At 61.4% G+C, this 24,256-nt stretch carries 23 protein-coding genes; 10 read left to right on the top strand and 13 right to left on the bottom strand.

Annotated features, from left to right (window positions below):
* Positions 1 to 153: 153 nt before the first annotated feature.
* On the bottom strand, positions 154 to 2,652 hold the full coding sequence (locus tag EXE48_RS13175) for a heavy metal translocating P-type ATPase (RefSeq protein WP_137711750.1): 2,499 nt from the start codon (positions 2,650 to 2,652) through the stop codon (positions 154 to 156).
* A 553-nt stretch (positions 2,653 to 3,205) separates the two neighbouring features.
* Positions 3,206 to 3,550 carry a winged helix-turn-helix transcriptional regulator gene (locus EXE48_RS13170; protein ID WP_094530872.1) on the bottom strand — a complete coding sequence of 115 codons (345 nt, stop codon included), beginning with the start codon at positions 3,548 to 3,550 and terminating at the stop codon, positions 3,206 to 3,208.
* Positions 3,551 to 3,628: 78 nt separating this feature from the next.
* On the opposite strand from EXE48_RS13170, the gene merA reads away from it, so the two are divergent.
* Entirely contained in the window at positions 3,629 to 5,083 is a 1,455-nt protein-coding gene (gene merA, locus EXE48_RS13165) for a mercury(II) reductase (RefSeq protein ID WP_137711749.1), read from the top strand.
* Between the two features lie 3 nt (positions 5,084 to 5,086).
* On the opposite strand, the gene EXE48_RS13160 is transcribed toward merA, so the two are convergent.
* Positions 5,087 to 5,641 (bottom strand): ArsR/SmtB family transcription factor, encoded by a 555-nt coding sequence (locus EXE48_RS13160; protein ID WP_137711748.1) that lies wholly within the window; start codon positions 5,639 to 5,641, stop codon positions 5,087 to 5,089.
* A gap of 131 nt (positions 5,642 to 5,772) precedes the next feature.
* Between EXE48_RS13160 and EXE48_RS13155 the strand changes: the two genes are divergently transcribed.
* Positions 5,773 to 8,049: a heavy metal translocating P-type ATPase gene (locus EXE48_RS13155; RefSeq protein ID WP_137711747.1), complete on the top strand. Its 2,277-nt coding sequence runs from the start codon at positions 5,773 to 5,775 to the stop codon at positions 8,047 to 8,049.
* On the opposite strand, the gene EXE48_RS13150 is transcribed toward EXE48_RS13155, so the two are convergent.
* Entirely contained in the window at positions 8,046 to 8,252 is a 207-nt protein-coding gene (locus EXE48_RS13150; protein ID WP_137711746.1) for a heavy-metal-associated domain-containing protein, read from the bottom strand. The genes EXE48_RS13155 and EXE48_RS13150 overlap by 4 nt on opposite strands.
* Before the next feature lie 132 nt (positions 8,253 to 8,384).
* On the opposite strand from EXE48_RS13150, the gene EXE48_RS13145 reads away from it, so the two are divergent.
* From EXE48_RS13145 to EXE48_RS13125, 5 genes are all read left to right on the top strand, one after another.
* Positions 8,385 to 8,606 (top strand): DUF8129 domain-containing protein, encoded by a 222-nt coding sequence (locus EXE48_RS13145; protein ID WP_137711745.1) that lies wholly within the window; start codon positions 8,385 to 8,387, stop codon positions 8,604 to 8,606.
* A gap of 105 nt (positions 8,607 to 8,711) precedes the next feature.
* Complete coding sequence (locus EXE48_RS13140) at positions 8,712 to 9,713, top strand: DUF6610 family protein (RefSeq protein ID WP_137711744.1); 1,002 nt, start codon at positions 8,712 to 8,714, stop codon at positions 9,711 to 9,713.
* Between the two features lie 72 nt (positions 9,714 to 9,785).
* Positions 9,786 to 10,133: a DUF8013 domain-containing protein gene (locus tag EXE48_RS13135; protein ID WP_137711743.1), complete on the top strand. Its 348-nt coding sequence runs from the start codon at positions 9,786 to 9,788 to the stop codon at positions 10,131 to 10,133.
* An 86-nt stretch (positions 10,134 to 10,219) separates the two neighbouring features.
* Complete coding sequence (locus EXE48_RS13130) at positions 10,220 to 11,167, top strand: ArdC-like ssDNA-binding domain-containing protein (protein ID WP_137711742.1); 948 nt, start codon at positions 10,220 to 10,222, stop codon at positions 11,165 to 11,167.
* A 90-nt stretch (positions 11,168 to 11,257) separates the two neighbouring features.
* Positions 11,258 to 12,082 carry a hypothetical protein gene (locus EXE48_RS13125; RefSeq protein WP_137711781.1) on the top strand — a complete coding sequence of 275 codons (825 nt, stop codon included), beginning with the start codon at positions 11,258 to 11,260 and terminating at the stop codon, positions 12,080 to 12,082.
* A gap of 53 nt (positions 12,083 to 12,135) precedes the next feature.
* Here EXE48_RS13125 and EXE48_RS13120 read toward each other — a convergent pair whose 3' ends face one another.
* The 4 genes from EXE48_RS13120 to EXE48_RS13105 all read right to left on the bottom strand — a co-directional run bounded on the left by EXE48_RS13120 (position 12,136) and on the right by EXE48_RS13105 (position 15,576).
* Positions 12,136 to 12,894: an MBL fold metallo-hydrolase gene (locus EXE48_RS13120; protein ID WP_137711741.1), complete on the bottom strand. Its 759-nt coding sequence runs from the start codon at positions 12,892 to 12,894 to the stop codon at positions 12,136 to 12,138.
* 75 nt (positions 12,895 to 12,969) lie between these two features.
* Positions 12,970 to 13,737 carry a helix-turn-helix domain-containing protein gene (locus EXE48_RS13115; RefSeq protein ID WP_137711740.1) on the bottom strand — a complete coding sequence of 256 codons (768 nt, stop codon included), beginning with the start codon at positions 13,735 to 13,737 and terminating at the stop codon, positions 12,970 to 12,972.
* A gap of 112 nt (positions 13,738 to 13,849) precedes the next feature.
* Complete coding sequence (locus EXE48_RS13110) at positions 13,850 to 14,653, bottom strand: DUF6036 family nucleotidyltransferase (RefSeq protein WP_137711739.1); 804 nt, start codon at positions 14,651 to 14,653, stop codon at positions 13,850 to 13,852.
* Entirely contained in the window at positions 14,650 to 15,576 is a 927-nt protein-coding gene (locus EXE48_RS13105; protein ID WP_137711738.1) for a helix-turn-helix transcriptional regulator, read from the bottom strand. Before EXE48_RS13105 ends, EXE48_RS13110 begins: the two co-directional genes overlap by 4 nt.
* 138 nt (positions 15,577 to 15,714) lie before the next feature.
* Between EXE48_RS13105 and EXE48_RS13100 the strand changes: the two genes are divergently transcribed.
* The gene (locus tag EXE48_RS13100; protein WP_121598787.1) at positions 15,715 to 16,038 is read left to right on the top strand and encodes a DUF6788 family protein; all 324 of its coding nucleotides are present in this window, start codon (positions 15,715 to 15,717) and stop codon (positions 16,036 to 16,038) included.
* A 560-nt stretch (positions 16,039 to 16,598) separates the two neighbouring features.
* Here EXE48_RS13100 and EXE48_RS13095 read toward each other — a convergent pair.
* From EXE48_RS13095 to EXE48_RS13080, 4 genes are all read right to left on the bottom strand, one after another.
* Positions 16,599 to 17,867, bottom strand: coding sequence for an orc1/cdc6 family replication initiation protein (locus EXE48_RS13095; RefSeq protein WP_137711737.1), 1,269 nt, complete (start codon positions 17,865 to 17,867; stop codon positions 16,599 to 16,601).
* A gap of 174 nt (positions 17,868 to 18,041) precedes the next feature.
* A complete protein-coding gene (locus tag EXE48_RS13090; RefSeq protein ID WP_199236390.1) occupies positions 18,042 to 20,207 on the bottom strand; it encodes a type B DNA-directed DNA polymerase in 2,166 nt (721 codons plus the stop codon).
* A gap of 2 nt (positions 20,208 to 20,209) precedes the next feature.
* On the bottom strand, positions 20,210 to 20,515 hold the full coding sequence (locus EXE48_RS13085; protein ID WP_137711735.1) for a DUF8156 family protein: 306 nt from the start codon (positions 20,513 to 20,515) through the stop codon (positions 20,210 to 20,212).
* A 2-nt stretch (positions 20,516 to 20,517) separates the two neighbouring features.
* Positions 20,518 to 21,357 carry a hypothetical protein gene (locus EXE48_RS13080; protein ID WP_137711780.1) on the bottom strand — a complete coding sequence of 280 codons (840 nt, stop codon included), beginning with the start codon at positions 21,355 to 21,357 and terminating at the stop codon, positions 20,518 to 20,520.
* Between the two features lie 377 nt (positions 21,358 to 21,734).
* Between EXE48_RS13080 and EXE48_RS18790 the strand changes: the two genes are divergently transcribed.
* Both EXE48_RS18790 and EXE48_RS13070 read left to right on the top strand, forming a co-directional pair.
* Positions 21,735 to 22,325: a hypothetical protein gene (locus tag EXE48_RS18790; protein WP_199236389.1), complete on the top strand. Its 591-nt coding sequence runs from the start codon at positions 21,735 to 21,737 to the stop codon at positions 22,323 to 22,325.
* Positions 22,326 to 22,391: 66 nt separating this feature from the next.
* Entirely contained in the window at positions 22,392 to 23,078 is a 687-nt protein-coding gene (locus EXE48_RS13070; protein WP_137711734.1) for an SOS response-associated peptidase, read from the top strand.
* Between the two features lie 18 nt (positions 23,079 to 23,096).
* Here EXE48_RS13070 and EXE48_RS13065 read toward each other — a convergent pair whose 3' ends face one another.
* Positions 23,097 to 24,125, bottom strand: a complete 1,029-nt coding sequence (locus EXE48_RS13065; RefSeq protein WP_137711733.1) for a Cdc6/Cdc18 family protein — start codon at positions 24,123 to 24,125, stop codon at positions 23,097 to 23,099.
* Positions 24,126 to 24,256 lie beyond the last annotated feature (131 nt).

Below are 24,256 nucleotides of genomic sequence, written 5' to 3'. Positions count from 1 at the left end.
TGTCTAGACAAGAATAGTCCTTTAGAAACAGAAACGAGTCGGAGTCGGGTGACGACCGCACCGATTGGATCGACGACGTCCGAATAATAGATGGCCACTCTTCCACGTCAGTAGGGCGATTCGGATCCGAGGTCCGTCGGCGACCGTACCTCGCTACCCGAGGAGTTTCCGTCGAGTGTTTACGGCGAGCAACCCACCACTGGCAATGACCGCGGCCGCTGCCGTCAGCGGATTGAAGAACCCGACGGCCAACGCCGCGAGCGCGATACCGTTGTAGGAGAACGCGAGAAGATTGTTCTGTTTCACGCGACGGCGAGCCGCTCCCGCGAGGTCGAACGCGGTTTCGACGGAGCGGATGTCGTTATCGACAATCGCAATGTCGGCGGCGTCGGCGGCCAACGCCGTCCCGCCGCCCAGCGAGATGCCAAGATCGGCGGCGGCGAGCGCTGGGGCGTCGTTGGTGCCGTCACCGACCATCGCAACCTGCCCGTCGGATTTGAGTCGCCGGATCGTCACCGTCTTCCCCTCCGGCGGAACCGTCGCAAAGACGTGCGTCACGGCGTCGTGTCGCTTGAAGAAGTCCGTCGCCTCCTCGTCGTCGCCGGTCAGGACGACGACCTCCGTGCCTCGTTCCCCGAGCCGAGAGACGGTGTCGTCCCAGCCGTCCCGCGGCTCGTCGCCGACGACTATCAGCCCCTCTGCCGCCCCATCACGACCGATCACGACCGGCAACTGACCGAATCCCCGAGCGTCGGCGATCCGCGACCGGATGTCGTCGTCGACCGTCCACCCCTGTTCCGCGAACAGATCGAGGTTCCCAACGAGATACGACGTGTCGCCGATCACGCCTTCGATACCGGACCGGTGGTTCGTGAACTCCCGTATCTGACCGACGCCTTCCGTTCCGACCGCGTCGTCTGCCGAGTCCAACTGATCCTCCGTGTCGTCGCCCCCGTCCTTGTCGGCGAAGGCCGTCACAATTGCGTTCGCGGCGGGGTGTGACGCCCATTGTTCGAGTTCGGCGACGGCGTCGAGCAACTCGGGGGGCGCGTCCGCTTCGATCACCTCCATCTCTCCGGTCGTGAGCGTTCCCGTCTTATCGAAAACGACGATGTCGACGTCGCGGAGCCGTTCAAAGACCGTTTCGTCGAAGATGATGATCCCGCGCCGGAGCGCACTGGAGAGGCTCTTCGCGACCGACAACGGCGTCGCGAGTCCGAGCGCCCACGGCGAGCCGGCGAGGAGGACCAACAGCGCGAGCAGGGCAGCGTCGGGCGGGGCCATCCCGAATGCGAGCGCCCCGACGCTGCCGACCGTGACGGCGGCTCCGACGACGAGGAACACGGCGTACGACGCGAGTTGATCGGCGTGCCGCTGGACCCCATGCGTCGCGCTCTGTAAGTCCCAGACGGCGGTCGTTATCCGGTCGATACTACTCGTCACGTCCGGGCCGACGCGGACCAACGCAGCGCCGTCCGTGACGATCGACCCCCCGATCACGTCGTCGCCGGCGCGTTTCACCACCGGAAGCGACTCACCGGTCACGATCGCTTCGTCGACGGTACAGCTGTCTTCGACGAGTTCACCGTCGACCGGCACGCGTTCCCCCTGTCGAACGAGGACGACGTCACCCGCCTCGAGGTCCTCGACGCGAACGTCCTGAGTGGTTCCGTCTGAGTCGTACGTCCGCGCCTGCTCGACCTGCGATATCGTGAGCTCGGTGAGCCGGTCGAGTGCGCGCTGTTTGATCGACGACTCGTAGAACACCATCGCGGTGACCGCAGCCGTCACGACGATCGCGAGGTCGTAGAAGATATCATTCTGTCCGAGGATGACGGCGGCCGTACTGTACAAATACGCGCTCACCGCGGTGATCGCGACCAATAGGTCGGTGTTCGGCCGACGCATTTTCAGACTGATGTACGCACCCCGCAACACCGGAAGCCCGGTGAAGACGAGGATGATCCCGGTCATCACGAAGTAGAGTCGGAGGAACACGAACGCGCCCTGACTGTCCAGCCGGAACGCGCCCTCGAATATCGCGAGCGCTTGCCAGTCGAATATTGACGCGAGTTGCGCGGGATACAGAATCGCGACGTACGGGACCAACAGGAACGCGCCGAAAAGGAAGCCAACGGAGTACCGCATGCCCAGAAGTTGATCGTCTCGCCGCTTTCGAATGCCACCCATCTCCCGCGACCGGCGCGTCGTTCCGCCGGCTGTATCCGCCTCTGTCGAGGCGTCGTCACGGAGGTATGCTGTGTACCCGAGTGTACTCAACGCGTCACGCAGTGTCTCCTTCGAAACGGTAGCCGGATCGTGGTCGATTCGGATCGTCTCGGTAACATAACTTGCCTCGGCGGAGATGACTCCCGATTGGGTTTCGGCGAGCGACTCGAGATACGCTTCACACGTCGCGGAGTACATCCCGTCGATCCGGAGAAACGTCTGCGAACTGTCCGAATCGGGCAGCACATCCTCTTCCTGTATCCTCTCGCTCTCAGATGCGGCTTGGGTGTCGTCATGGGAACCGGTCGCTCCGAGTGTCGTGTACACGTCGTGACACCCGCTCGAACAGAACGCCTGCTCACCAGGAGCCTCAAAAGCGGATGACTGAATCGATCGACCACACAAGGAACACTTATCGCTCATTTTGCGACGGACGTGACCCGTTTCCCCAGTCGGATAGCACGCAGACTCAAGCGGACATCACAGTACATAGTTTATAAATATAGGAACAGTGGAATTGTAAAGAGACAGTTAGTCATAGTAACGTATGAATGTCGCGTTTATGTGGCTATCGCTATCTATCGAACAGAATATCGTCCGAAGGTCGATGTGAAATTTGTTAGTCACATCTATAATCAGACGGTGTATCCGGTAGTATCCGACCACCACCCTTCCTCAGGCTCGTCCTGTATGATTTGTTTATCGTATCACCCGCAGACATCGGTGGTTCGTATTCGTTGACGGATCGCCAACGTGGCTCGGCGGTTGCGCTCGGACAGGTAGACCTCTCTCGCAGGGGGCTGGGTTCCATGTCGACGACGGGTCGCAGGCGTCGCTGGCCGGCGAGCGGGCGCTCGCGAGCATCGAGCGCGTCAGCGACGATCTACAGGAGAAGGTCGACCAGTTCGAGGAACGTGAGGACGCGCTCCGTGAGCGGTTCCAGGACGCGATGAGCTGAACCGCGAATTGTCTTAGCTCAGCTGTTTTCAGTTGCCCACTCGAGTAACGGCTCCAGTCGCGTTCGAACCTCGTCGCCATCGTCGGTCAACGCATATTCGACACGCGGCGGGATTTCATTATACTGCGTCCGTGAGACGATCCCTGCCTCCTCAAATTCGTCGAGGCGTTTCGAGATTGTCGAGGTACTCGCCGTTGGGAGGTGCTCCTCGATCTCCGCGAACCGCAGTGAGTCGTGTGCGCCGATGATGCTGACGAGTTGCATCGCGTATTTCCGGCTCAACGTGTCGATAACTCCTGTGAGCGGACAGTAGCACGTCCCCTCGACATCGCACGCGGGCGCTGATGAAGTAGTATCTGCCATAGCTTCGTAGCCTCCAACCTACTCTATAGCTTTGGACTCTGGAGTATAAGAACTTCCCGTCGTAAAGTATAGACACAGATGGCCCAGACGTCCGACTATGGTCTCGTGATTCTCGGCGGTGGCGCCGCAGCCTTCGCCGCGATCACTGAAGCGAGCCGCCGAGATCTTTCAACGGCGATGGTGAACACCGGCCTTCCCATCGGCGGGACGTGCGTGAACGTCGGCTGTGTCCCGAGTAAGCATCTACTCGCCGTCGCCGAGAGCGGCGCTGCAGCGTCGGAGAATCCCTTCGACGCCGTTCGATACCCTGAGGAACCGACTGTCGACTGGGCCGACGCACTCAACGGCACCGACGAACTTGTCGACCGGTTCCGGCAGGAGAACTACGTCGATGTTGGCGAGCACTTCGAGACCGACATTTACGAGGGCTACGGCCAGCTGGTCGACGACACGACTATCGAGGTCGTCAACGGCGCCGACGAGGGCGCGCGCATCACTGGAGAGAAAGCGCTCGTCGCGACGGGCAGTTCACCGTGGGCGCCGCCCATTGACGGCCTCGACGACGTTGACTACTACACCAGCGAGACCATCCTCGAGGAGCGCGACCTCCCCGAGAGCATGGTGATGCTCGGTGGCGGGTACATCGCGCTGGAGTGGGGCCAGATCCTCCACCGCGTCGGCGTCGACGTGACGGTTCTCCAGCGCTCCGATCACGTGCTCTCAGATATGGAAGGTCAGCTTGGCCGGGAGATGCAACGAGCCTTCAACGAGGAAGGAATCGACGTCGTGACCAGTAACGACTTCCAGCAGGTTCAGGATGTGGCTACCGACAGTGGTGCTGACCCTGGTCAGAAGGGCGTCGCGGTGGAGACTGTCATCGAGGGCGAGGAGCAAGCGTTCACCGCCGAGGCGTTATTCGTCGCGACCGGCGTCCAGCCCAACAACGAGGACATCGGCTTGGAAGCAGTCGGCGTCGAGACCGAATCCGATGGGGCGATTCGCGTCGACGGGCATTTCCAGACGACCAATCCCGACATCTACGCGGCGGGCGACGTGATCGGCGAGCCCGAACTGGAGACGGTCGCCGCCAAGGAGGGCAATCACGCCGTCAAGAACGCCTTCGGGGACGAGGGCGTCAGCATCGACTACGACGCAGTGCCAGCAGTCGTGTTCACCAGCCCGGAAGTCGCCGCGGTCGGGACGACCGAACTGGAGTACATGGACGAGCACGGCACCTGTTCGTGCCGAACCGTCCAGATGGTGGATGTACCACGGGCGAAAGCCGTCAAGAACACGGATGGACTGGTCCAAGTCGTCAAACACCACGAAACCGACGAGATCGTCGGCGTCCACATGGTCGGGCCGCGTGCCGCCGACATGATCATGGAAGCCACGCTGGCTGTGAGGTTCGGCCTCACTGTCGACGACATCATCGACACCGTCCACCCGTTCCCGACGTTCTCCGAGGCGTTCAAACAAGCCTGTCAGGCGTTCCGCCGGGATACGTCCAAAATGAGCTGCTGTATCGAGTGAGCGTCAGTCCTCGGTCGAGAACACATCGTCGAGCGTGCCGCTCTCGCCTAATTCGATGAGGGCACGGTTCAGGAGTTCGCGAACGATGAACTCCTCGTAATGCTGGGTTTCGCAGTACTCGCAAGGCTTCATTTCGCGGGCAACCGCCTCAATCTCGGTCCCGTGGTCCGCATACAACGTCTCGATGAGGGCAGTCAATTCTTCGGATGCGGTAGACTGCGCCTGCGCGAGGTTATTGTCGGCACCATCCGGAAGATCGTAGGAGAAGACCCGCGTGTTCGACTTGTAGTACTTCCGCGTCCCACCGCCAGCCTCTTCCAGACGGGCGATTTCCACCATCCCCGCATCTTTCAGGACGTTCACGTGGTGACGCACCGTCGTCTCGGCCTTCTCCTCCCCGCGACGGTGTAACTCGTCGTGAATCTCCTCGATCGTCATTTCCTCGGTCGCAAGCATATCGAGGATCTTCGCCCGGACATCGTTTTCCAGTGCCTTCGCTTTCTCCGGGTCCGTCGTCACGACTTCTCGGATTGGCACGTCAGATTCGAGGAGCGCCATTCGTGTGAAGGGGTAAGCCGACGACAACAGTAAGAGTAACGCCACTCTCCCGACAGCAGTATTAGTATCTCGAAACCGCTATTACGTTCGTCGTAATGGTTATCCGCGTCGCACGATAACCAACAGGTACGATGGGAACGACACACGAACAATTCAACGTCGGGGGGATGTCCTGCTCGTTCTGTGCGGAGAGCATCAAGAAGGCCTACAGCCGGACAGACGGGGTCGAAGATGTCGACGTGAGTCTCGCCCACGAGGAAGTTCTCGTCGAATACGACGACGACCTGCTGAGTGAGGTCAAGGTGAAGGACACGCTTCGGGACCTCGGGTACACCATCCGCGACCCGGACAAAGCGAAGCGGTACGAGCAACAGCAGGCCGAACTCGCCGACGGCAAGCGCCGCCTCCTCATCGCCGGTGGCGCATCCATCGTTGTCGCTGCCCTGATGGGATGGATGATTGTCGTGATGGGGCGCTTCGAGTCAGCATCTCCCGCGATGGATCTAGTGAGCGTAGGACTGGCGCTCGGGACGATGTTCGGACCCGGCCGCTACATCAAAGAGAAAGCCTTCCAGAGCGTACGCCGGGGGATCTTCAACCAGCACGTCCTCCTGGAAGCGGGCGCGTTCGCCGGGCTCGTCGGTGGACTGCTTGGCCTGTTCGTGTTCCCGAGCTTCCCGACCGTCCACTTCTTCGCCGTCTCCGTGTTCATCACCACCTACCACATCCTCTCGGAGTACACCAGCCTTATCGTCCGCACTCGGGCCTCCCAAGCCGTCCAGAGCCTCCTCGATCTCCAACCCGACACAGCACGCCGCGTCAGTGATGACGGTGATGTCGAGGAAGTCCCGGTCAACGACCTCGACGTTGGCAATCGCGTCCGCGTCAAGCCCGGCGAAAACATTCCCGTCGACGGCACGGTCGTCAAAGGTGAATCGACGGTCGACGAGTCGGTCGCGACCGGCGAGTCCATCCCCGAGGAGAAGGCCGCTGGCGGCGAAGTGATTGGTGGCAGCGTCAACGAAACCGGGACGCTCCTCGTCGAGGTGACCGCCATCGGCGATGACGCGTTCCTCAACCAAGTTGCCCGCGAGATCGAGGAAGCGCGGGCGATGAAGCCCGGCATCATCCAGCTCACGGACCGCGTGCTCAAGTACTTCGTTCCTGCCGTGCTGACGATCGCTGCGCTCTCGTTCCTCTTCTGGGTGATCGCGCCGCTCGCGTGGGGCGGGGATCCGACCGTCCAGCGCGGGGCCTTCGCGGCGCTGGCCGTCCTCGTCCTCGGCTACCCGTGTGCGCTCGGGATGGCGACACCGCTGGCCCTGATTCGGGGCGGCGGGAAGGCCGCGAACCGTGGCATCCTGATGCGGTCGGGCGACGCCTTCCAGATCTTCCCCGACATCGACCACATCGTGTTGGACAAGACCGGCACCATCACCGTCGGCGAACCCGCCGTCAGTAAGGTCGTCGCGTTCGGTGCCGACGAGGTGGATGTACTCACGACTGCGGCCAGCGCGGAGGCGTTCTCCGAGCATCCCATCGCCGACGCCATCCTCGAGGCTGCCGACGAGCAGGGCGTCGAGTACGCGGATCCTGACACCTTCGACTCCGTGACCGGCAAGGGCGTCCGGGCAACCGTGGCCAGCGACGACGTGCTGGTCGGGAAACCGGGATGGCTTAGCGACGAGGGGATCGACCTGTCGAAGGGGGGCGACGACATCAAGCAGCTCCAGCACCGCGGCCTCACCGTCGCCGGCGTCGTCCGTAGCGGCGAACTGGTCGGCCTGATCGGCATCGGCGACGAGGTCAAAAGCGATGCCGTTTCGACCGTCCGGCGGATGAAAGACGTCGGAATCACGCCCCTGATAATCACCGGCGACAACGAGCGCACCGCGAACGCGGTCGCCGAGGAGGTCGGTATCGACCGCGTTATGGCTGATGTCCTGCCCGACGAGAAACGCGAAGAGATCGGTCGCCTGCAGGAAGCCGGCCACCGTGTGGCGATGGTCGGCGACGGCATCAACGACGCGCCGGCACTCACGCAGGCGGACATCGGCATCGCCATCGGCGCCGGTACCGACATTGCCATCGAATCGGCGGATATCGTCCTGATGGGCGACCGGCTCGGTGGCGTGATGGACGCCTACGAGATCGGGAACGAGAGCTACCGGAAGACCCGCCAGAACCTCGCGACGGCCTTCGCGTTCAACGGAATCGGTGTCGCCGCCGCGACGACGGGACTTGTTCATCCCGTGTTCGCGATGCTCGCGATGGTGCTCTCTGTCTCGGCGGTGCTGGCCAACAGCTTCGCTGGTCAGCTCCTCTCGGGCGATGGTGTCAACACCGAATTCTCCCTCGACGAACGGACGGACGGTGACGTCAGCGACGGCCGAGCGGCGGCCGATTAGGCCACGACGTCGTACCCGGCCTGTTCGATTGCCGCGTTCACCTCATCATCGGAGACCTCATCCTCGAGAACCACGTCGACCGTGTCAGCGTCGTGGTCGGCCTCGACCCGGTTCACACCATCGAGGTTTCGCAGGGCGGTCTCCACGTTCTGTTCGCACCCGTTGCACGACATCCCGGTGACTGAGATCGTCTTTCGCTCCATACGGAACTGTAAACACTCGCGGGGGATGACCATTACGGTAACTGTTGTATCGGTTTCAACCCTATTAGAGGACGGGCGTCATCGTCCGGAGAGTTGTTTGTGTCGACCCCAAAGGGGTGGAGGCTCTTTGAGATGGGAACCACTGACGACGAAGAGAGTAACGAATTCCCGCCTGAGAAACGCCTCGAAGCCCCCAATCATCGCCTGATCAAGGCCGGGATCGCGACGATTCCTGATCTGGAGACGCTCCGAGAGTGCGTCGCGTACGAGAACGCTCACCAGAATCGAACGCCGATCCTGAAGCGACTCGAGCGCAAGGCAGCTGAACTCCGGGAGACAGAGGACGAGGAGTAACTTCGTTAACCAACAGCACCTCGCCGGTTCCCAGTGTGTTGGTTAATCAGAGGTTTGTCAGCCCCCTTGAAGGGAGCGGGGTGCCGAGCCCGCGGGCTCGAATTCATGTCCATTCTCAAGAGCCACAGCAGTCCCACGGCCAGCCAAATTGCCGCCGCCCGTCAGGTAGAGTTCGTGGCCTTCCTTCATCGACTCCCGTTCACGCTCGACGCTTTCAGACTCGGGTATGTCCCTGGTTTCCGGGAGGACTGTGGGTATCAGGCAGACCAGTATCAGGACCTCACCCTCTCGGTCGGGATGTTGGACAACGACTTCCGGAACCCCGATCTCGAACGGTTCGTCGATCGCTTCTTCGAGTACGAGCCCCAGGTCGGTGTCATCGGTGACGTCTACGGTCCCGCCGACGTCGACGCCCACGTCACTGCTGCTCGTGAGATTCAGGGCAGCTTTCCCGATGCCGAGCTCATCATCGTCCCGAAATCCCAGGTAGTGATCGATGCGATTCCAGATGATATCGTCCTCGGCTATTCACGCGGGTACGCCGACCGCCTGGCCCACGAGTTCTCCGACCCAGCCGATTGGAGAGGGCGACGCGTCCACATCCTCGGCGGGAGTCCGCCCAAGCAGCTCAACGCCATTCGACAGCTGACCAGACCGACACTCACGGACGAGCCACCGGCCGACATCGTCGGCGTCGACTGGAACGGGCTGCATCGTGGCGCACAGTTCGGCGAGTTCTGGACGGCCGACGGCTGGGACGACAGCGGTCGCGACGCCGACCACGTCACCGTCCGAAAGACAGTGCGTCACAGCCTCGCCCGCGTCCGCGAGTTCTGGCAGCAACACGGGGTCTGGCCTGAATCGACACCAGAAGACGAGGGGCTCAACGTTGAGTACGAGGGTCCGAGTCCTGCCGATCTCGAGGACGCCGCCTGTACCGAGTGCGGGACGAACGTCTGGCGGACTCGGCGCGGCCCGTACGTCGCCGAATACGATACCGGCGCAATCTGTGGATACTGCAGTTACGAGTGCTACTTCAGCCACCGTCACCGGAACAACCTAGAAGAGATCGCCGGTGAGCAGAGCGTCTACCTCCCGCCGGCGTGACTTCGCGACCTGTTTTTCGTGCCCCCCAGAGAGGGCGAGGGCTCCTTCGAAAGCTCTCAGAGGTGACTTCCAGTGAGTCAACAACAGAGTCCCGACAATGTCTCGGTCGACGAGATCCCGGTCGACATCGACAACACGCAATCAGCGGAGGTCGATTCCGCCGATGTCCCCGACGAAATTGAGTCCATCACCCGTGGGCTCGCCGGTGAGCAGCCGCCGACGAATCCGCTGGTCGTGCTGAAAGCGGCCCGGTGGTGGTACATTCACGGCAAGGGCGGCACGGATCCCGCCTTCCAGTGGGCCATCGAGTGGGCCCGTCATCTTGCGACCGACACGCCCAGTGACGTCGAGCGATTCGACGAGTTCCTCGAGTACCTCGTCTCGGTTGGCTTTACGGACGAACGCCACGAGCTCCGCTGACCGACAGAGCGGTTTTTGAACGCCCCTGAGGGGTGCGGCGCGGTCTGAGCAGACGCAGTCGCCGTGAACTTGGTTCGGTGAACACAATGGCTACGACCAGTGATTCGTCGGTCTCCTTCGACCAGACCGACACGCGATCCGACGAGATGAACAGTACAATCGAACAGTGGATCGACGACCTCGTCGTCGGCGTCGACGACGCGCAGGCCAGCGAAGAGTTCCAGGAGTGGCTTGACGTCCAGAGTCGCTTCCACGACTACTCGTATCGGAACACACTCCTCATCAAGCGGCAGTGTCCCGAGGCGAGCCGGGTGGCGGGCTACCGGACGTGGCAGGAAGAGTTCGACCGCCACGTCACGGAAGGCGAGTCGGCCATCTGGATCTGGGCGCCGATCATCACCACGCAGTGCCCGGAGTGCGAGAACTCGCCGAGCTACCACGAGGACAGTGACTGTGAGTACGACGAGACGGCACCCGAGGAGTGGTCCGAGGGCCTGGTCGGGTTCAAGCCCGCGCCGGTGTTCGATGTCTCCCAGACCGAGGGCGAACCGCTTCCCGACCTCGACACGGAAGCGACCGGGGACGCCGGCGACCTCGTCGAACAGTTGACTGCCGTCGCTGATGAGCTCGGCGTGACGGTACGAATCGTTCCCGAAGAGGAGTGGACCCACGGCGAGTCGAAGGGCATCTGCGAACAGCTGAGTCTCGTCGACGTCCAGCCGCTCGTCGAGGTGCGTGATCGGGAGAACGAGGCCGACCTTGCGCGAACGCTGATTCACGAGTACGCGCACGCTCTGCTCCACTTCGACGTCGACGACGACACCGAGCGGTCGAAACGCGAAGTCGAGGCCGAAGCCGTCGCGTACGTCGTTGGGCGGTACTGCGGGCTCGACACGAGCGGATCGGCGTTCTACCTCGCTGCGTGGGAGTCGGACGATTCCGAGGTCGTTCGCGAGCGGCTCGGACGGATCAGTTCCACAGCAGAAGAGCTCATCGACGTGCTCGAAAGCGAATCCTCATCCCAATCTAGTTAACCAACAGAGTGATGGATTCCTTCCGCTCTGTTGGTTAAGTTTTTCTGCGCCCGCCGAGGGGCGGAGGCGCATTCAGACCTCCGTCGAATGATGACTGAACCCTATCTCACGACGGTCCTCGAGGAAGCCGAGCACGTTGCCGAGCAGCACGATCAGGTCGCCCGAACGACAGACAACCAAGCCCACGAATACCTCCGATACGCCGTTCTTCGGGTGCTCGAAGGCGAGGCGGACTACCTCCCAGCAGACTGGACGCCGATCGACGGCGTGACCGTCGGCTACGGGAGGGACGACGCGATGTACGACAGCTGGGGCTCCAGCGAAGACTGGTGGGAGACCGTCCCGCCGCAGGAGGCGTGTACCCGCTTCCGGGTGTTCTTCCCGGACGACCACCAGACAGTTCCCCGTGACATCGTCGACGTGATGGCTGCGCTGGGTGCCTGGCGCGTCTGGACTGGGTGCGCAGCCGCGTACGGCTCCTACGACCATCGCGAGCGCCGTGAAGTCCACTACCTGTGGCCGGAAGGCCATCCGGTGGAGGAAGTGCTCCACGAGCGGCTCAGGGGGCCTGCGGAAGCCGTCGCTCCCGACGGTGGCCGAACGTGCGACGTTCGCGACCGACTGGTCGTCGACGAGAACGCACAGTCGGAGGACGATCTCGAGCCCCGCAAGAAGCGTGCTGTCGCCGAAGCGATGGACGTCTCACTCCTCTCGAAAGGTGGCCGCTACGAGGTGCAGTCCGCGTCCGGCAACAGGTACGAAGTCGACGTCATCGACGAATCGTGTACCTGTCCCGACTGGCAGCAGCGTTCACCCGAAGGCGGCTGCAAGCACCTGCGTCGCGTCGATCACGAGATCAAACGGGGCCGCGTTCCGCGTCCGGATGGCCGACTCCGAGCTGAGCTAGCGAGGTAACCACCCGGAACCAGTGGTTACGACACGGGACAGTTGCAGATGGGCGTCCCACGTTATAGACTGAACCGCCCGCCGTCCTCGGGAACGTGTACATCCGCTGTCTCTGCCCGCAGTTCCTCGCGCGACAGCAAGCAATGGTTGATCGCCTCCATATGGACGACCACTATCTCGGCATCAGTGGCTTCGCGGACCGCGGTGACGTCCTCGACACCCATCGTTATGGGTTCGCCTTGATCGAACTGCGCTTCGCCGCCGTTGAGAACGACCAGATCGGGTTCGTACTGGTCGAGTGTCTCTTCGACCGGCTCGTACCAGATCGTGTCCCCGGCGACATACACTGTCTCGTCGGCCTCGAAGACGAAGCCCGAGACCGGGCCCATTCCCTCGGCGAGTTCGCCGTGCCCGTGCTGGCCCGGCGTCCGGTGGATAGTGATGCTTTCAAAGGAGGTTTCGTCGTCGACGGGGCGAACATCAGTAAAGCCCTCATCAGTGAAGGCGTCGGCCCCCTGGGGCTGACAGAACAGCGGCACGTCGGCATCGAGTTCCTCTCTGGCCGCCTCGTCCCAGTGGTCGGGGTGGCGGTGCGTAACGACCACAGCGTCGTAGGTGAGGTCAACGTCAGGCAGCGGAACAAGCGGATTCCGGTCCTGATTCGCCGTGGTGAGGAACTCCGGAACTGCCGGGTTGTCTGTCACCGTCGGATTCTCGCCCTGCGGTGTGAACATCGGATCCACGAGGAACGTCGTGTCACCGACGTCCAGGAGGACAGTCGCGTTTCGAATCAGCTGAACACTCGCACCAGTCGTTGCCATACCCGGGCCTACGAGAGCCGTCGGGGTGGGATTTACTTCGACATATTCCAACCGTCGAGGAGTTCGACGTGCTTTCTACTGGATGAACTCGATGTCCTCGGGATCGAGATCCACGTCGAGGTCGATGTCAAGCGAATCGGCGGCGAACTGTTGTGCCAGCCACGCCTCCGCTCGGTTGAGACGGTACTGGAACGTCGACCGTGACACACCGACGTCTTCGGCGATTTCCGCGACCGATTGCTGCCGTGGCTCTTCGTAGTACCCACGTTCGATTGCAGCCTCGAGTGCTGCCTTCTGTTCGGGCGTAAGCGTTTGCTGGACACGACCGTCTTCGAGCAAGCACGGCGGCGTGCCGAGTCGTTCAACAGTAAGCGACAGCCCCTCTCGGAGGTTCGCTCGGATGTCCTCGTGAATCCCTGATACTGTCCCGTCGATAAGCATCCGCCACCGGTATTGGTCGCCACGCCGTTCCGTGCGCATTATCAATCCCTCGCCGATGTGCTTCGCCGCGACCAAGGGAATCGACCGTGCACCATCACCTTCCCGGCGAAGCCAGTGAATCTTCCGTGATTCCGCATTCGACGAGAGGATTGTGTATTCGTATTCAGTCACGGGTGCCCCACACATTCCGGTTGGGCCCGGAGAATCAGCGACGCGTTCCAGTGCGTCCTCGACCTCGTCGAGGACAGCAGCGGGGCCGACGATCTTCTCAATACCCCACACCGCCTCGTTGGTCGCACTGATCTCCATCGACCGGGCATACAGATCCGGATTGTCGATGAAGAGATCCATCACCCCGTCAGCCCCCTTCTCGTATTCGACTGTGAAGACGAACTCCCGCATGATACCGGCCGTTCGGGCTTGCTGGATAAAACCTGCTTGACGCAACCCGTGAATCAACTGGTGACGACAGCCGCCATCAGGTGCCGTTTTAAGTAACGATATTGGGAGTAACCTACTCCACGGGACGGACTGTGTCGCCATCTCGTTGGACCCGGTCGAACGTTGAGAGATACGCGATCCGGTCCCGAACCTCCTCGTCATCCAGCTCCAGTTCCGCGGCCAGTTCGTCGACGGCCATCAGCTCGTCGAGTGCCTGGAGGACTTCGAGCCCCCGGTAGTACCTATTCGTGAGCTCCTGGACGCGGTCCTCGATCGGCGTGGTCACCCCGTACCGCTCCTCGAGTTCGACCAGGGCCTCGTTCGCGAACGTGGCGAACTGATCGTCCCCCAGGCGTTCGATCTGGGCTTCGAGTTCAGCCCGGACGACGTCGTAATCGAGGCCGGCCTGCACGAGCATATTCATGTCCTCGATGTCGTCGTCGCGGCCTGCGATCGCCTTGAACAGGAAGATATCCTCGTTGCTGACCAGCCGGACCGTCAGTCGATCCGTGTCGAGGAACGGCTCGCTGCGCTCTTGCATCCCGTCGGTGAGCACGAGCTTGTTCGCGACCTGTTGGTTGAAGATGTCGAGGCGACACCCATCGTCGTTCTCAACGCAGCTCGTCGCCCCCAGCGCCCGGTAATCTGGATCCAGCGATTGGACCTCCGCATACCCGAGGTCCATCAGGACGGCCCACAGCTGACCGTACGCGTCGCCATCTGGGACGACCAGGTCGATATCTTTCGTCGCCCCCTTGAGGTCGCGCAGCGACATCGCGCCACCACCGATCAGGTAGACCGTGAGCGGTTCAGATAGCCCGTCCCCGATTCGCTGGAATTCGTTCTCGATGTACTCGCGGCCGAATGTTGGTCTCATTGTGGTAGTGGCACCTCGTAGTCAGCCGCCAGCTCCTGGAACTCGTCCCACTCCGGGAGCCGGTCGTCGTCGACCTCGCCGTGCGTCTCGAGGTAGCGCAGCAAGGCGTCGATTTCGTCTTCGAGGCCATACTTCGCCCCCTGCTCTCGGAGATCCGCCTCGTCGACGTCGACGTGGCTGAGTAGAAGGAGACAGTACGAGCGGTGGCGGCTGCCGTCGTCGATTAACAGTGTGTGACAGCAGAGCTCCGCCGGCGAGACTGCGTCGAGGTCCTCGGAGTAGACGTAGTAGCGGTGGCCGGTGAGCAGGAACTGGAGGTCGAAGGCCGCGAACCGATTGAGGCCGGTTTCGTGGAACCCCTCTGCCTCGATCTCCGTCTCAGCCTGGGCGAGGAATTCGTCGTAGTCCTCCCAGAGAATCGTGCCCTTCGGGGTGACGGCTTCGAGGCGCTGGCGATGTAGATGATGTGCGAGTTCACGCGCGAACTCGTGGAGGCGGTCGAAGTCGGCGTTGAACTCGTAGTGGCCGTCGACGGTCCCGACGAGCCCACGGTCGCGAAACCGCTTGAGGACGCGGTTGACCGTGTTGCGGTAATTGCCGCTTCGGTCGGCGATCTCGGAGACGGTTCGCGGCTGGTCGAGGTAGTACAGCACCTCGAGTGCCTTGCCGGTCAGCAGCTCGGGGAACTCGATGTGGGAGTGCTGACGAACGAGGTCCTGATAGAGTTCGACGGCGCGAGCATCCGACGGGACGACTCGTTTTCGCCGGCCATCGCGTTCCGTGTAGACGAGCCCTTTCTCAACGAGGTCGGCGACGGCACGAGAGAGGTAGCTCTCGCTGTGGTCGAGTTTCGTCGCGAGTTCGGAGATCGTGTCGCCGCGGTCGACCGTGGCGAGGACCTCGAGTTCGATGCGCCGGAGCACGGTGTAACATAGTACGAAACTTATATATAAAGAAGTTTCGAGTAGTGTTACAGCCAACAATCGCGAGAACCGCCCCCATCGTCTTAACCAACAAAACTATGGGTTCATGGGCCGTGTTGGTTAACACGAGAGTAGCCGATGTCCTACGAACCCCCGACCCCACCGGCGAACCTCCCGACGGAGATCGTCAACACGCTCAATGAAGCCACACCGGAGCATCTTCGGGATGTTGCCAGCTACGCCGAGGCGTTGGCCGAACACAAAGAGCGGGAAGCCCGTCTCGAGGAGGAAGCGGACGACGCCGACGTCGAGGAGCGCCCCGATGACCTCCCAGACGACGTGCCGGCGAAGGCGACGATCACGATCAAGGAGATCAACGACAACCGCTACTACTACTGGCAGTGGCGGGAAGGCGATTCGGTGACGTCGAAGTACAAAGGGCCGGTGAATCCCGACGAGTAGACGAGATGGAACTGTAGCCTGATGTTCGTTTCAACGTGATTCGTAGCGTAGCAGATGACACCCCCCAGAGTGTGAATGGGATCGGTTTACCCGACACCCCTCGGTGTGAATGGGCTACCAACCGCCGATCTCTAACGAGACTTCACGCCGAGAGAAGACAGAGTAACACGCGGATAGATTACGCCTCGTTTACCCCCACACCCCTCAGTGTGAATGGTCCACCACCCAGGGTACCGCGATTAAGAAGGCATTAACAGCTGAAGTCCTCACGCCGTAGGGAAGGTTCTCGCCTCAGTGGCGAACCTTCGGCTTCGGCACAAGGCCTCGCCTTTCAGAATACGTCTATTCGGAGAACTGTTTAGACTGTAGTATAATAAAGATAACTACAGCTGCGGTGCGGTGCAGTAGCGGGTCGGGTCAGCTACCGTGACAGAACGTGTAAGCCGCTCTCCGTGCCGTACTAGGTTCTTCAGACGAACGAGCCTGCTTCCTCGACTCGCACTCTATCTCTACAACCGTCGTATCCTATGGGGGACCATTCACACCGAGGGGTGGGGGTGTCACCATCCCATCAACATCTGGAGTTCCGGCGTCGAGTTGATCAGTCCAGTTCGTGTACTCTCGACGTCTCCTTGGAGCGAATACGACCTGAACTTCCCCTGATCTCCGCCTTCCTTCTTTTTCGATTCGAGAACTCCTGTCGTCACGTGCTTGTTCAGAAGCTCAAGCGCACGATTGTACCCCTTGGGCTCTACTTCGACGTCCCGTGCTACTGTTTGGTAAACCTCGTGAATCTCTGACGTCCGGAACCATTCTTTTTCCGGGTTATTCCGGTCAAGACGCGTGAGAGCAAACAGGAGTAATTTCCCGGACAACGGAGTCCCTTTCACCATCTCCATAAAGAGTTCAACTTCGACGAGTTCGTCAGCTTCGAGAACGTGATTCGCGGTCACGATATCGTCGCCTTCTTCGTCGGCGATCTCACCCGCATTCCGGAACAATCGGACTGCCCGTCGAGCGTCACCGTGTTCTTCAGCTGCGAGTTCAGCTGTGGTTGGAATCACCTCGTCATCGAGGACACCGTCGTAAAATGCGTCCCGTCGATTTTCGAGGATTGCAATGAGCTGGTCTTCTTCGTACGGCGTGAACGTTCGGTGTTCTGGCTGGAGAGTCGATTGAACCCGTGACTCAATTTCTCCTTTGAATTCGATGTCGTTCGAAATCCCGATTGTAACGACTGGGAAGTCAACGTCGTCTTTTGATTGTGTCCGTGATAGCGTGTAGAGGACCTCGTTGACTTCTCCGTGCTTGTCGATTTCATCAATGATGACGACGAGGCCGCCAGAGAACTCCCTCTGAACAACGGGCCACAATTTCTGATCCCGATAATGCTCGGCTGAGAGGCCCTGATAGGGGACATCAAGTGGGTTCTCTGCTTTCGCGTTCACCTGCTCTGCAATCTTTCGGAAGGTGGAGGTATACGTAGAGATGGGGTCTGGGTTAATGTAGGCAGTAACGATGGGAGAATCCGTTCCTGCAGTTGCTGCTTCAAGCCGCTCGCAGACGTGTCTTGCAACTAGTGTCTTCCCCGTCCCGGTTTCTCCCCACTCCAGGACGTTATCCGGGACGCTGTTTGTCCGCATCTTTCGGAGATTCTTGGCCAAGAACGTGATATGGTCATCTCGTCCGACAATTCGATTGGCGTCAGGAACGTTATCGATCTCGAGCAACCACGGTTTCTCAAAAATATCCGATTCATCTTCGCTATCCCCCTCGTCGACATTTAGTATCTCGTCGACGGTTGTTTGCGTGGAATCGTTGTTTGGCATGACCGGACCAATTCGCCCCATTCACATATAGGTTGTCCACCCTCGGTGTGATTGATTTATCTCCATTCACACTCCGGGGGGTGTTCCAGAGAGCAGGACCCCCCAGAGTGTGAATGGGATCGACCTCGTCGCCCACTTGTGATTTTGCTCACCTCAGAAGAGATTTGAGACTACTCATCCGTTCCGGGCTGCTGTAAACTCCGTCAGCTCCACCTCCCGTGTCTCCGCGAGTCTCCGTCGAATATCTGTACAATCCCACCCCAGCGGCAACAGCACGCTCTCGACCGCTCTGACCAGCTGCGTCTCGTAGTACGAGGCGTCGTAGGTCTCGGTCTCCTCGTGGGCGAGGGCGACCCGGTCTCGCGAGGATTTCTCGTCGTCGACGACCACGTACTCGATATCCTGACCCGGGTGGACTGCCAGTTCCTGCTCGCGGGCTCGCTTCAAGGCGGCCACATTCTGGGTATTCTGTGAGTAGCCTTCCAGGGGCTTGGAGACACGATTCCGTTCGACGAGCCGCTCCACTGCAACGTTGCCCGCCTGCAGTTCGGCGATTGCGCGTTCGAGCCGTCCGAGCACCGCGTCCGGTGACCGCGTGGCATCGAGCTGGTCAAGACAGTCCCGCTGGACGTCCTCAATGAACGGTGGGGTCGAACGCTGCCGGGCTTCGATACCTCTGATCTTGAAGTCGTCGTCGCCGGCGACCTTTCCGAAGTACTTCGTCAGCGCGCCGGCATCGCTCTCGCGCTGCGAAACGAACGCCACCCAGTCGTACTGAGCTTCGTGTTCGAGCCGAATCTCGACGCGGTCCGTAATCTCCGTCGCAAGCGTCCCGAGGTCCTCGCGGTCCTCGTCGTCGACATCAGGGTCCGGCGTCACCCAGATGGAGTCGACGATGCCGTGGACGACCCGCCAGCCGCCAGCTTCCAGCCGCTGTTTCGCCGTCAGCAGGATCTCGCGAGCGAACGCGTTGATTGCTTCGTGGCACTCGATGCGGCCGAACTTCGCGTTGCTGAACCCCTGATAGCCGAAGCAGGCGACGAGGATCCACTTCAGCGCTCCCGACCGTCCCTCGAGTTCCGCCAGCCGGTCCTCGTCGGGGTCGTCTCGTTCCTTCTCGTGACGGATGGCCGCCTTGATCTCGTCGCGCGCGTCGATGATCGGCTGTAGCACGTCGACGAGGTAGCCCCGGTCGTCGCAGATCGAGTATCCGAGGCCGGGGACGTCGTCGCGGTCGCTGTGACAGTCACACCGGATAACGTCCGGCGAGACGTTCCGGGTACAGATGATGTTCGGGTACAACGAGGAGAAGTCGAGTTCGTGGACGTTCTCGTGGAGGCCGACCTCGGGCGCGAAGATGAAGCCGCCGCGGTCGGCATCGTGGAGCGTCCCCATCGGCTTGTAGAACTCGTGGCGCCAGGAGTTTCGTGGCACGAGAACGCCGCGGTCGTTGGCCTCACAGATTTGGATCGCCGTGAGCACGTTCCCGATTGACGCCCACGCGAGCTCCTGGACGGGTTTTTTCGAGCGCGATACGAGGTCGAGGACGCCGTCGAGGTTCGTCTCTCCGTAGAAGAACGTGTTCGACTCGTCGATAATCGCCCGGCCGGGCACGTTGTACCGCGCCGGCGAGTGGCCGACGCGGCCGTAGCTCGAGTACGTCGACCGGCTCGCGAGCTGCTGGTAGTCGACGTCCGGCCACCGGCTCAGCGAGAAGTCGTCGATGCCGGCATCCGTCGCCATCTCGTACAGGGTCGGGACGATCTCGCTGGTTGAGCAGACCAGGACGTCCGGATCGTGCGCTTCGAGTGCCCCTTGGACGGCGGTCAGGATATCCGTCGGCGAGCCGGTGACGGTGTCGCCGGCGACGGACAACTCCCCATAGACGTCGTTGCTCGTTTCGGTCACTGGAACGCTGAGCCGGAGGGTCGACAGCTCGCTCGCCGGCGTCGGATCGGCGCCGGTCTCCAGACAGTATCGGAACTCTCGCGAGAAGTCGACGTTGAAGCAGGCGAGATCCCCGACTGGATACTCCGACAACTGGCGTGCCTGCCGGGCGAGTGGGGTGACGCTGTCGATGTGGGCGACGTCGACCGCGAGAACAGTCTCCTCGTCTCGTCGAAAGCCGGGGCGTCGCGTAACCATCCCGGTCGCGACGACGTCCGGGTGCTGGTCGTACACCGACTGGAGTGTCGTGAGGTCGATGTCGGACGCTGGGTCGCGAGCGGCGACGTAGAAGCGTGGGGTGTAGTCATCGTGCTCGGTCGCGACGGCGCCGTCGGCGGTTGCCTCCCACTCCAGGACGCGGCCGTCGTCCAGAAAGTCGATACTGAACGGCATCGTCACGGGTTCGAGTCCGGTGGGGCACTCTCTTGATCATCGCGTGCTGCGACCGCGGCTTCGAGCTCTTCGAGGCGTTCCTCGTGGTCGTCGAGGCGGGCCTCCTGTTCGATATCGATGCTGAGCAGCGCCGGCAGCAGCGGATTTTGGTGGTTCAACAGCCCGCTCGCGTCGGCGTGCTCGCGGGCGTACTCGAACAGCCGGTCGAAGCGCGGCTGGTCGCGACGCCGCAGTGCTCGGCGGAACTCCGCCCACCGCTCTTCGATGGCCCGGAGCGCATCCCGGTACGTCGGGTTCGTCCGCCCCATCGCTACCGGCCTCCTGTACCGCTCGCCGTCCATGCATCGAGCAAGGGGTCTGCGGTGGCCGCCACCGTCTCACCGTCAGCTGTGACGCCTGTCCCGACACCCTCCGGGGTCGGCGTCGACGGCGTCGACGTTGTCGGTTCCACGCCGACCTGCGTGGCGCGTGCCGCGAGCAGCTGCCGCCAGTACGCGAACGTCGTCTGGTAGTACGCGCCGTCGTCGACGGGATAGACGAGCGTCTCGAAGTCTTTGCCGACGACCCGTGGCCCCATCCGAGTCTGCTCGCACTCTAGGTGGTGGTCGGCGACCGTCGCGACTGACTCGGTGAATTCGTTTCGTTCGTTTCGCGTAACGAGCACCGGGATGTCGTACCCCTCGGCGTAGGTCGATAACCGGGCGAGAGTTCGAGCCTGAAGGGTTCCCGCGTGGGTTTCGCCGAGGGTATCGTCGGCGCGGTACTGGGCGTCGACGGCCGGCGCGACGATGAGGGCGGGCGTATGGGGCGACGTGTCCTCGTCACGACTTGGTTCCCCTCGACCGGCCGCCCCGGCGTCAGTGGTAGACATCTGGATCGACTTGTTCACTGCCGTCGGGAGATCACAGACGGCGCCGTAGTGCTGGTAGGCGGTGAATCCGCGGGCGACGTGAATTCGGTTGAGCAACCGTTGACTGGGCGCGATCTGGGCAAGTGTCGTCGTCGTCGCGTGACCATTTGCGTCGACCCAGAAGGCGGGCCCGTCGTGCAGGAGGAGATGGTCGAGTACGAGCGACTGCAGGATCGGGACGCCGCGGCCTCCCTCGACGTCGAGCAGCGTGATGCCGTCGCCGAGTGACGGCAACAACATCTCGTCCGTAGTCGGATCGGCCTGGTCAGCAAGGGACCGATTGCGGTCAGCGCCCCGTGTCGGCTGGTCCACCGCCAATCGGTTCGACGTTGAGTGTTTTCCCATACTCGATTAGTTGTCTACGTTCCCGATAAGCCGCGGCGTGTCGCTTCCGCGTTTCAGGAAACTCGATGTGATCCCCTCCAATCCCGGTACAGTCCCGAGTAGTCTCCGTTTGGATCCTGTTTCCGAGAATAGTTCCTGAATCGATCGTACTTCGTGTTAACCAACACCCGGCCGTATTGACAGCGGTGTGTTGGTTAAACCTACCCAGCTGCAGTCTCGAGCCTGACTGCTCGGAATGTTAATGCTCAACGCCACGTTGGAAGAGGTGCTCTATGAGCTATCCACGAACCCACGTCGACCACCGAAACCCCGACCACCACGAGTCGATGCACCCAACTCGAAATATCGTGAACGCCCACGTTGTTGCCGGGGAATTCCTCACTTCGCGGTACCACGAGGCGCTTCAAACTGTTCTCCATCCCCTCGGCGAGTCTTTGGACACCAAAGACCAACATGCGCTCAACGACCTTGGCATCGTCCATGCTACTGGTTCCTTGAACGAGCTATCCCCGATCGTTCGCACATACGTCAAACTCGATGAGTATTGGACACGCACCCATCGTACTGCGCTCAACGAACTATTCGCTGATCGACGTGCTCACGTCCTGAGTTGCTGTACGCGGTTCCTTTCTGAGTTCCCTCGACACACTCTTGAAGCCGAATCCGGCCGTTCCGGAACTGCGCTGGATACTACCCTTGCTCCGCTTCTTGAGTGCGGATTTCTCTCACACACAGATGATGAGAAAACCCCATACTCTGTTGATGAACACCACGCGCTATATCGACCGACTGAACGGCTCTTCGACGCACTTCTTGACCAAGCAGCTGTTCTCTGTGAGCTACTGTCCCCGACCGAGCTCTAACAGCACGATTCAGAGCCGTTCACATTTCCAGATACGTTGAAGACTCTCCCGGTCGGACCCGGATGTATGTGTGGCCGAAACTCGCTCTTCATCAACCAAGCAGACCTCGAGGCCCGCTTCGATGCCGAGGTCGTCGCGGACGGCGGGTACACACCCCGATACAACATCGCACCTGGCGACGACCTCCACATCATCACGAACGAGGCTTCCGACGAGATCGACGCCTACCACTGGGGGCTGATTCCGTTCTGGGCGGACGAACCCGAAGAGGGCATCATTAACGCTCGATCCGAGACTGCCGACGAGAAACGCGTCTTCGAGCGGGCGTGGAAATCACGTCCCTGCCTCGTCCCCTCGTCAGGGTTCTACGAATGGAAATCGCCGAACGGCGGGTCGAAGCAGCCCTACCGGATTTACCGGGAGGACGACCCCGCATTCGCGATGGCCGGGCTCTGGGACGTCTGGGAGGGCGACGACGAGACGATCTCGTGCGTCACGATTCTCACGACGGAGCCGAACGACCTGATGAACTCAATCCACGACCGGATGCCGGTCGTCCTCCCGCAGGACGCGGAATCTGACTGGCTCGCCGCAGACCCGGACACCCGCAAGGAACTGTGCCAGCCGTACCCGAAGGACGATCTGGACGCCTACGAGATTTCGACGCGGGTCAACAACCCCGGCAACGACGATCCCCAGGTCATCGAGCCACTGGACCACGAGCAATCGGGCCTCGGCGAGTTCAGTTCCTGAAAGCTGATGGGGTCACCGTTACTGCATCGGTGACGCCGCCGCTGAATCGACGAGCGAGTACTCTCGGTCCCGACTCGTCCCTTCCGCCTCGAGGAGGTTGTACTGCTCCATTTTCGAGAGGTACGTGCGGATAGTCCGCTTCGTCCGCGGATCATCGACGTCCTCGGAATAGCGCTCGTGAATCTCGCTCGGCCCGACCGGGCCGTGCTCGCGAACGATGTCGTAGACGACGCGCTGGTGTGGCGTGAGCGAGTCGAGGCTCTTTTGCTTGATCTGGGCCCGAGCATCCTCGGCGGCGTCCAGGAGAATGTCGTCGGTGATGCGCTCGTGGTTCTCGCGATCGGCCTTGCCGGCGGCCGTTCGAAGGATGCCGATTGCGAGGCGGGCGTCGCCGGCGGCCGCGTCGGCGATCCGGTAGAGCTGGTCGTCGGTGATGACGTCCTCATCGAGTCCCCACTTCGCCCGCGCACTCAGGATGTCGTACAGCTGCTCGTCGTGGTACTTGTCCATCCGGACGTGCTCGCTGGAGCGCAGCCGGCTCACGAGGCGGTCGTCGACGCGGCTGAACAGCTCCTCTTCCTTGTTCGCGATGCAGATAATCGCGAACTGCGGGAGGCTGTGGAGGTCGTAAATGACGCTGGGGTCTTCGAGCTGGTCGACCTCATCGAGGATGACGACGGTTCGCGGGCCGTCATGCTGCTGGAGGCGATCAACGAGTTCGTCGTGGGGCGTCGACTGCCGGTGGATGTCGATGGTCGCGCCGAGGTCGTCGAGGATCTGGTAGAGGGTCCGAAATCGGGTGTAGTTACGCCAGCAGTTGACGTAGGTGGCCTCGACGTCGAGCACCTCCTCACGTAGGCGTTCGGTGACGAATTGCGAGATGCACGTCTTGCCGGCGCCGCTGGGTCCAGTGACGATGGCCGTGTCGGCGGGTTCACCGTTCGTAATGGGCTCGAGAACGCTGGAGAGGTGGTTGACCTCGGCATCGCGATGCTCAACTTCCCGAGGGACGAACCCGGCGCGGAGCACGCGAGCATCGCGGATCATTTAGTTTCTGTATAGCTGATTTGGGGTTGAGTATTAAAAGTATAACCGGGTGATTTCCGGAAAGCGGCTGATTGCTTCTCTTTATTTACTTGAACCACCTGCAGTAGTGCGTTTCTTCTATGAGAGTAGCT

The sequence above is a fragment of the Halorubrum sp. ASP1 genome (genome assembly GCF_005435135.1).
In the GTDB taxonomy this organism is placed as follows: domain Archaea; phylum Halobacteriota; class Halobacteria; order Halobacteriales; family Haloferacaceae; genus Halorubrum; species Halorubrum tropicale.
Note: the sequence above shows the minus strand (reverse complement) of the source record. Positions and strands in the feature narration are given on the sequence as shown.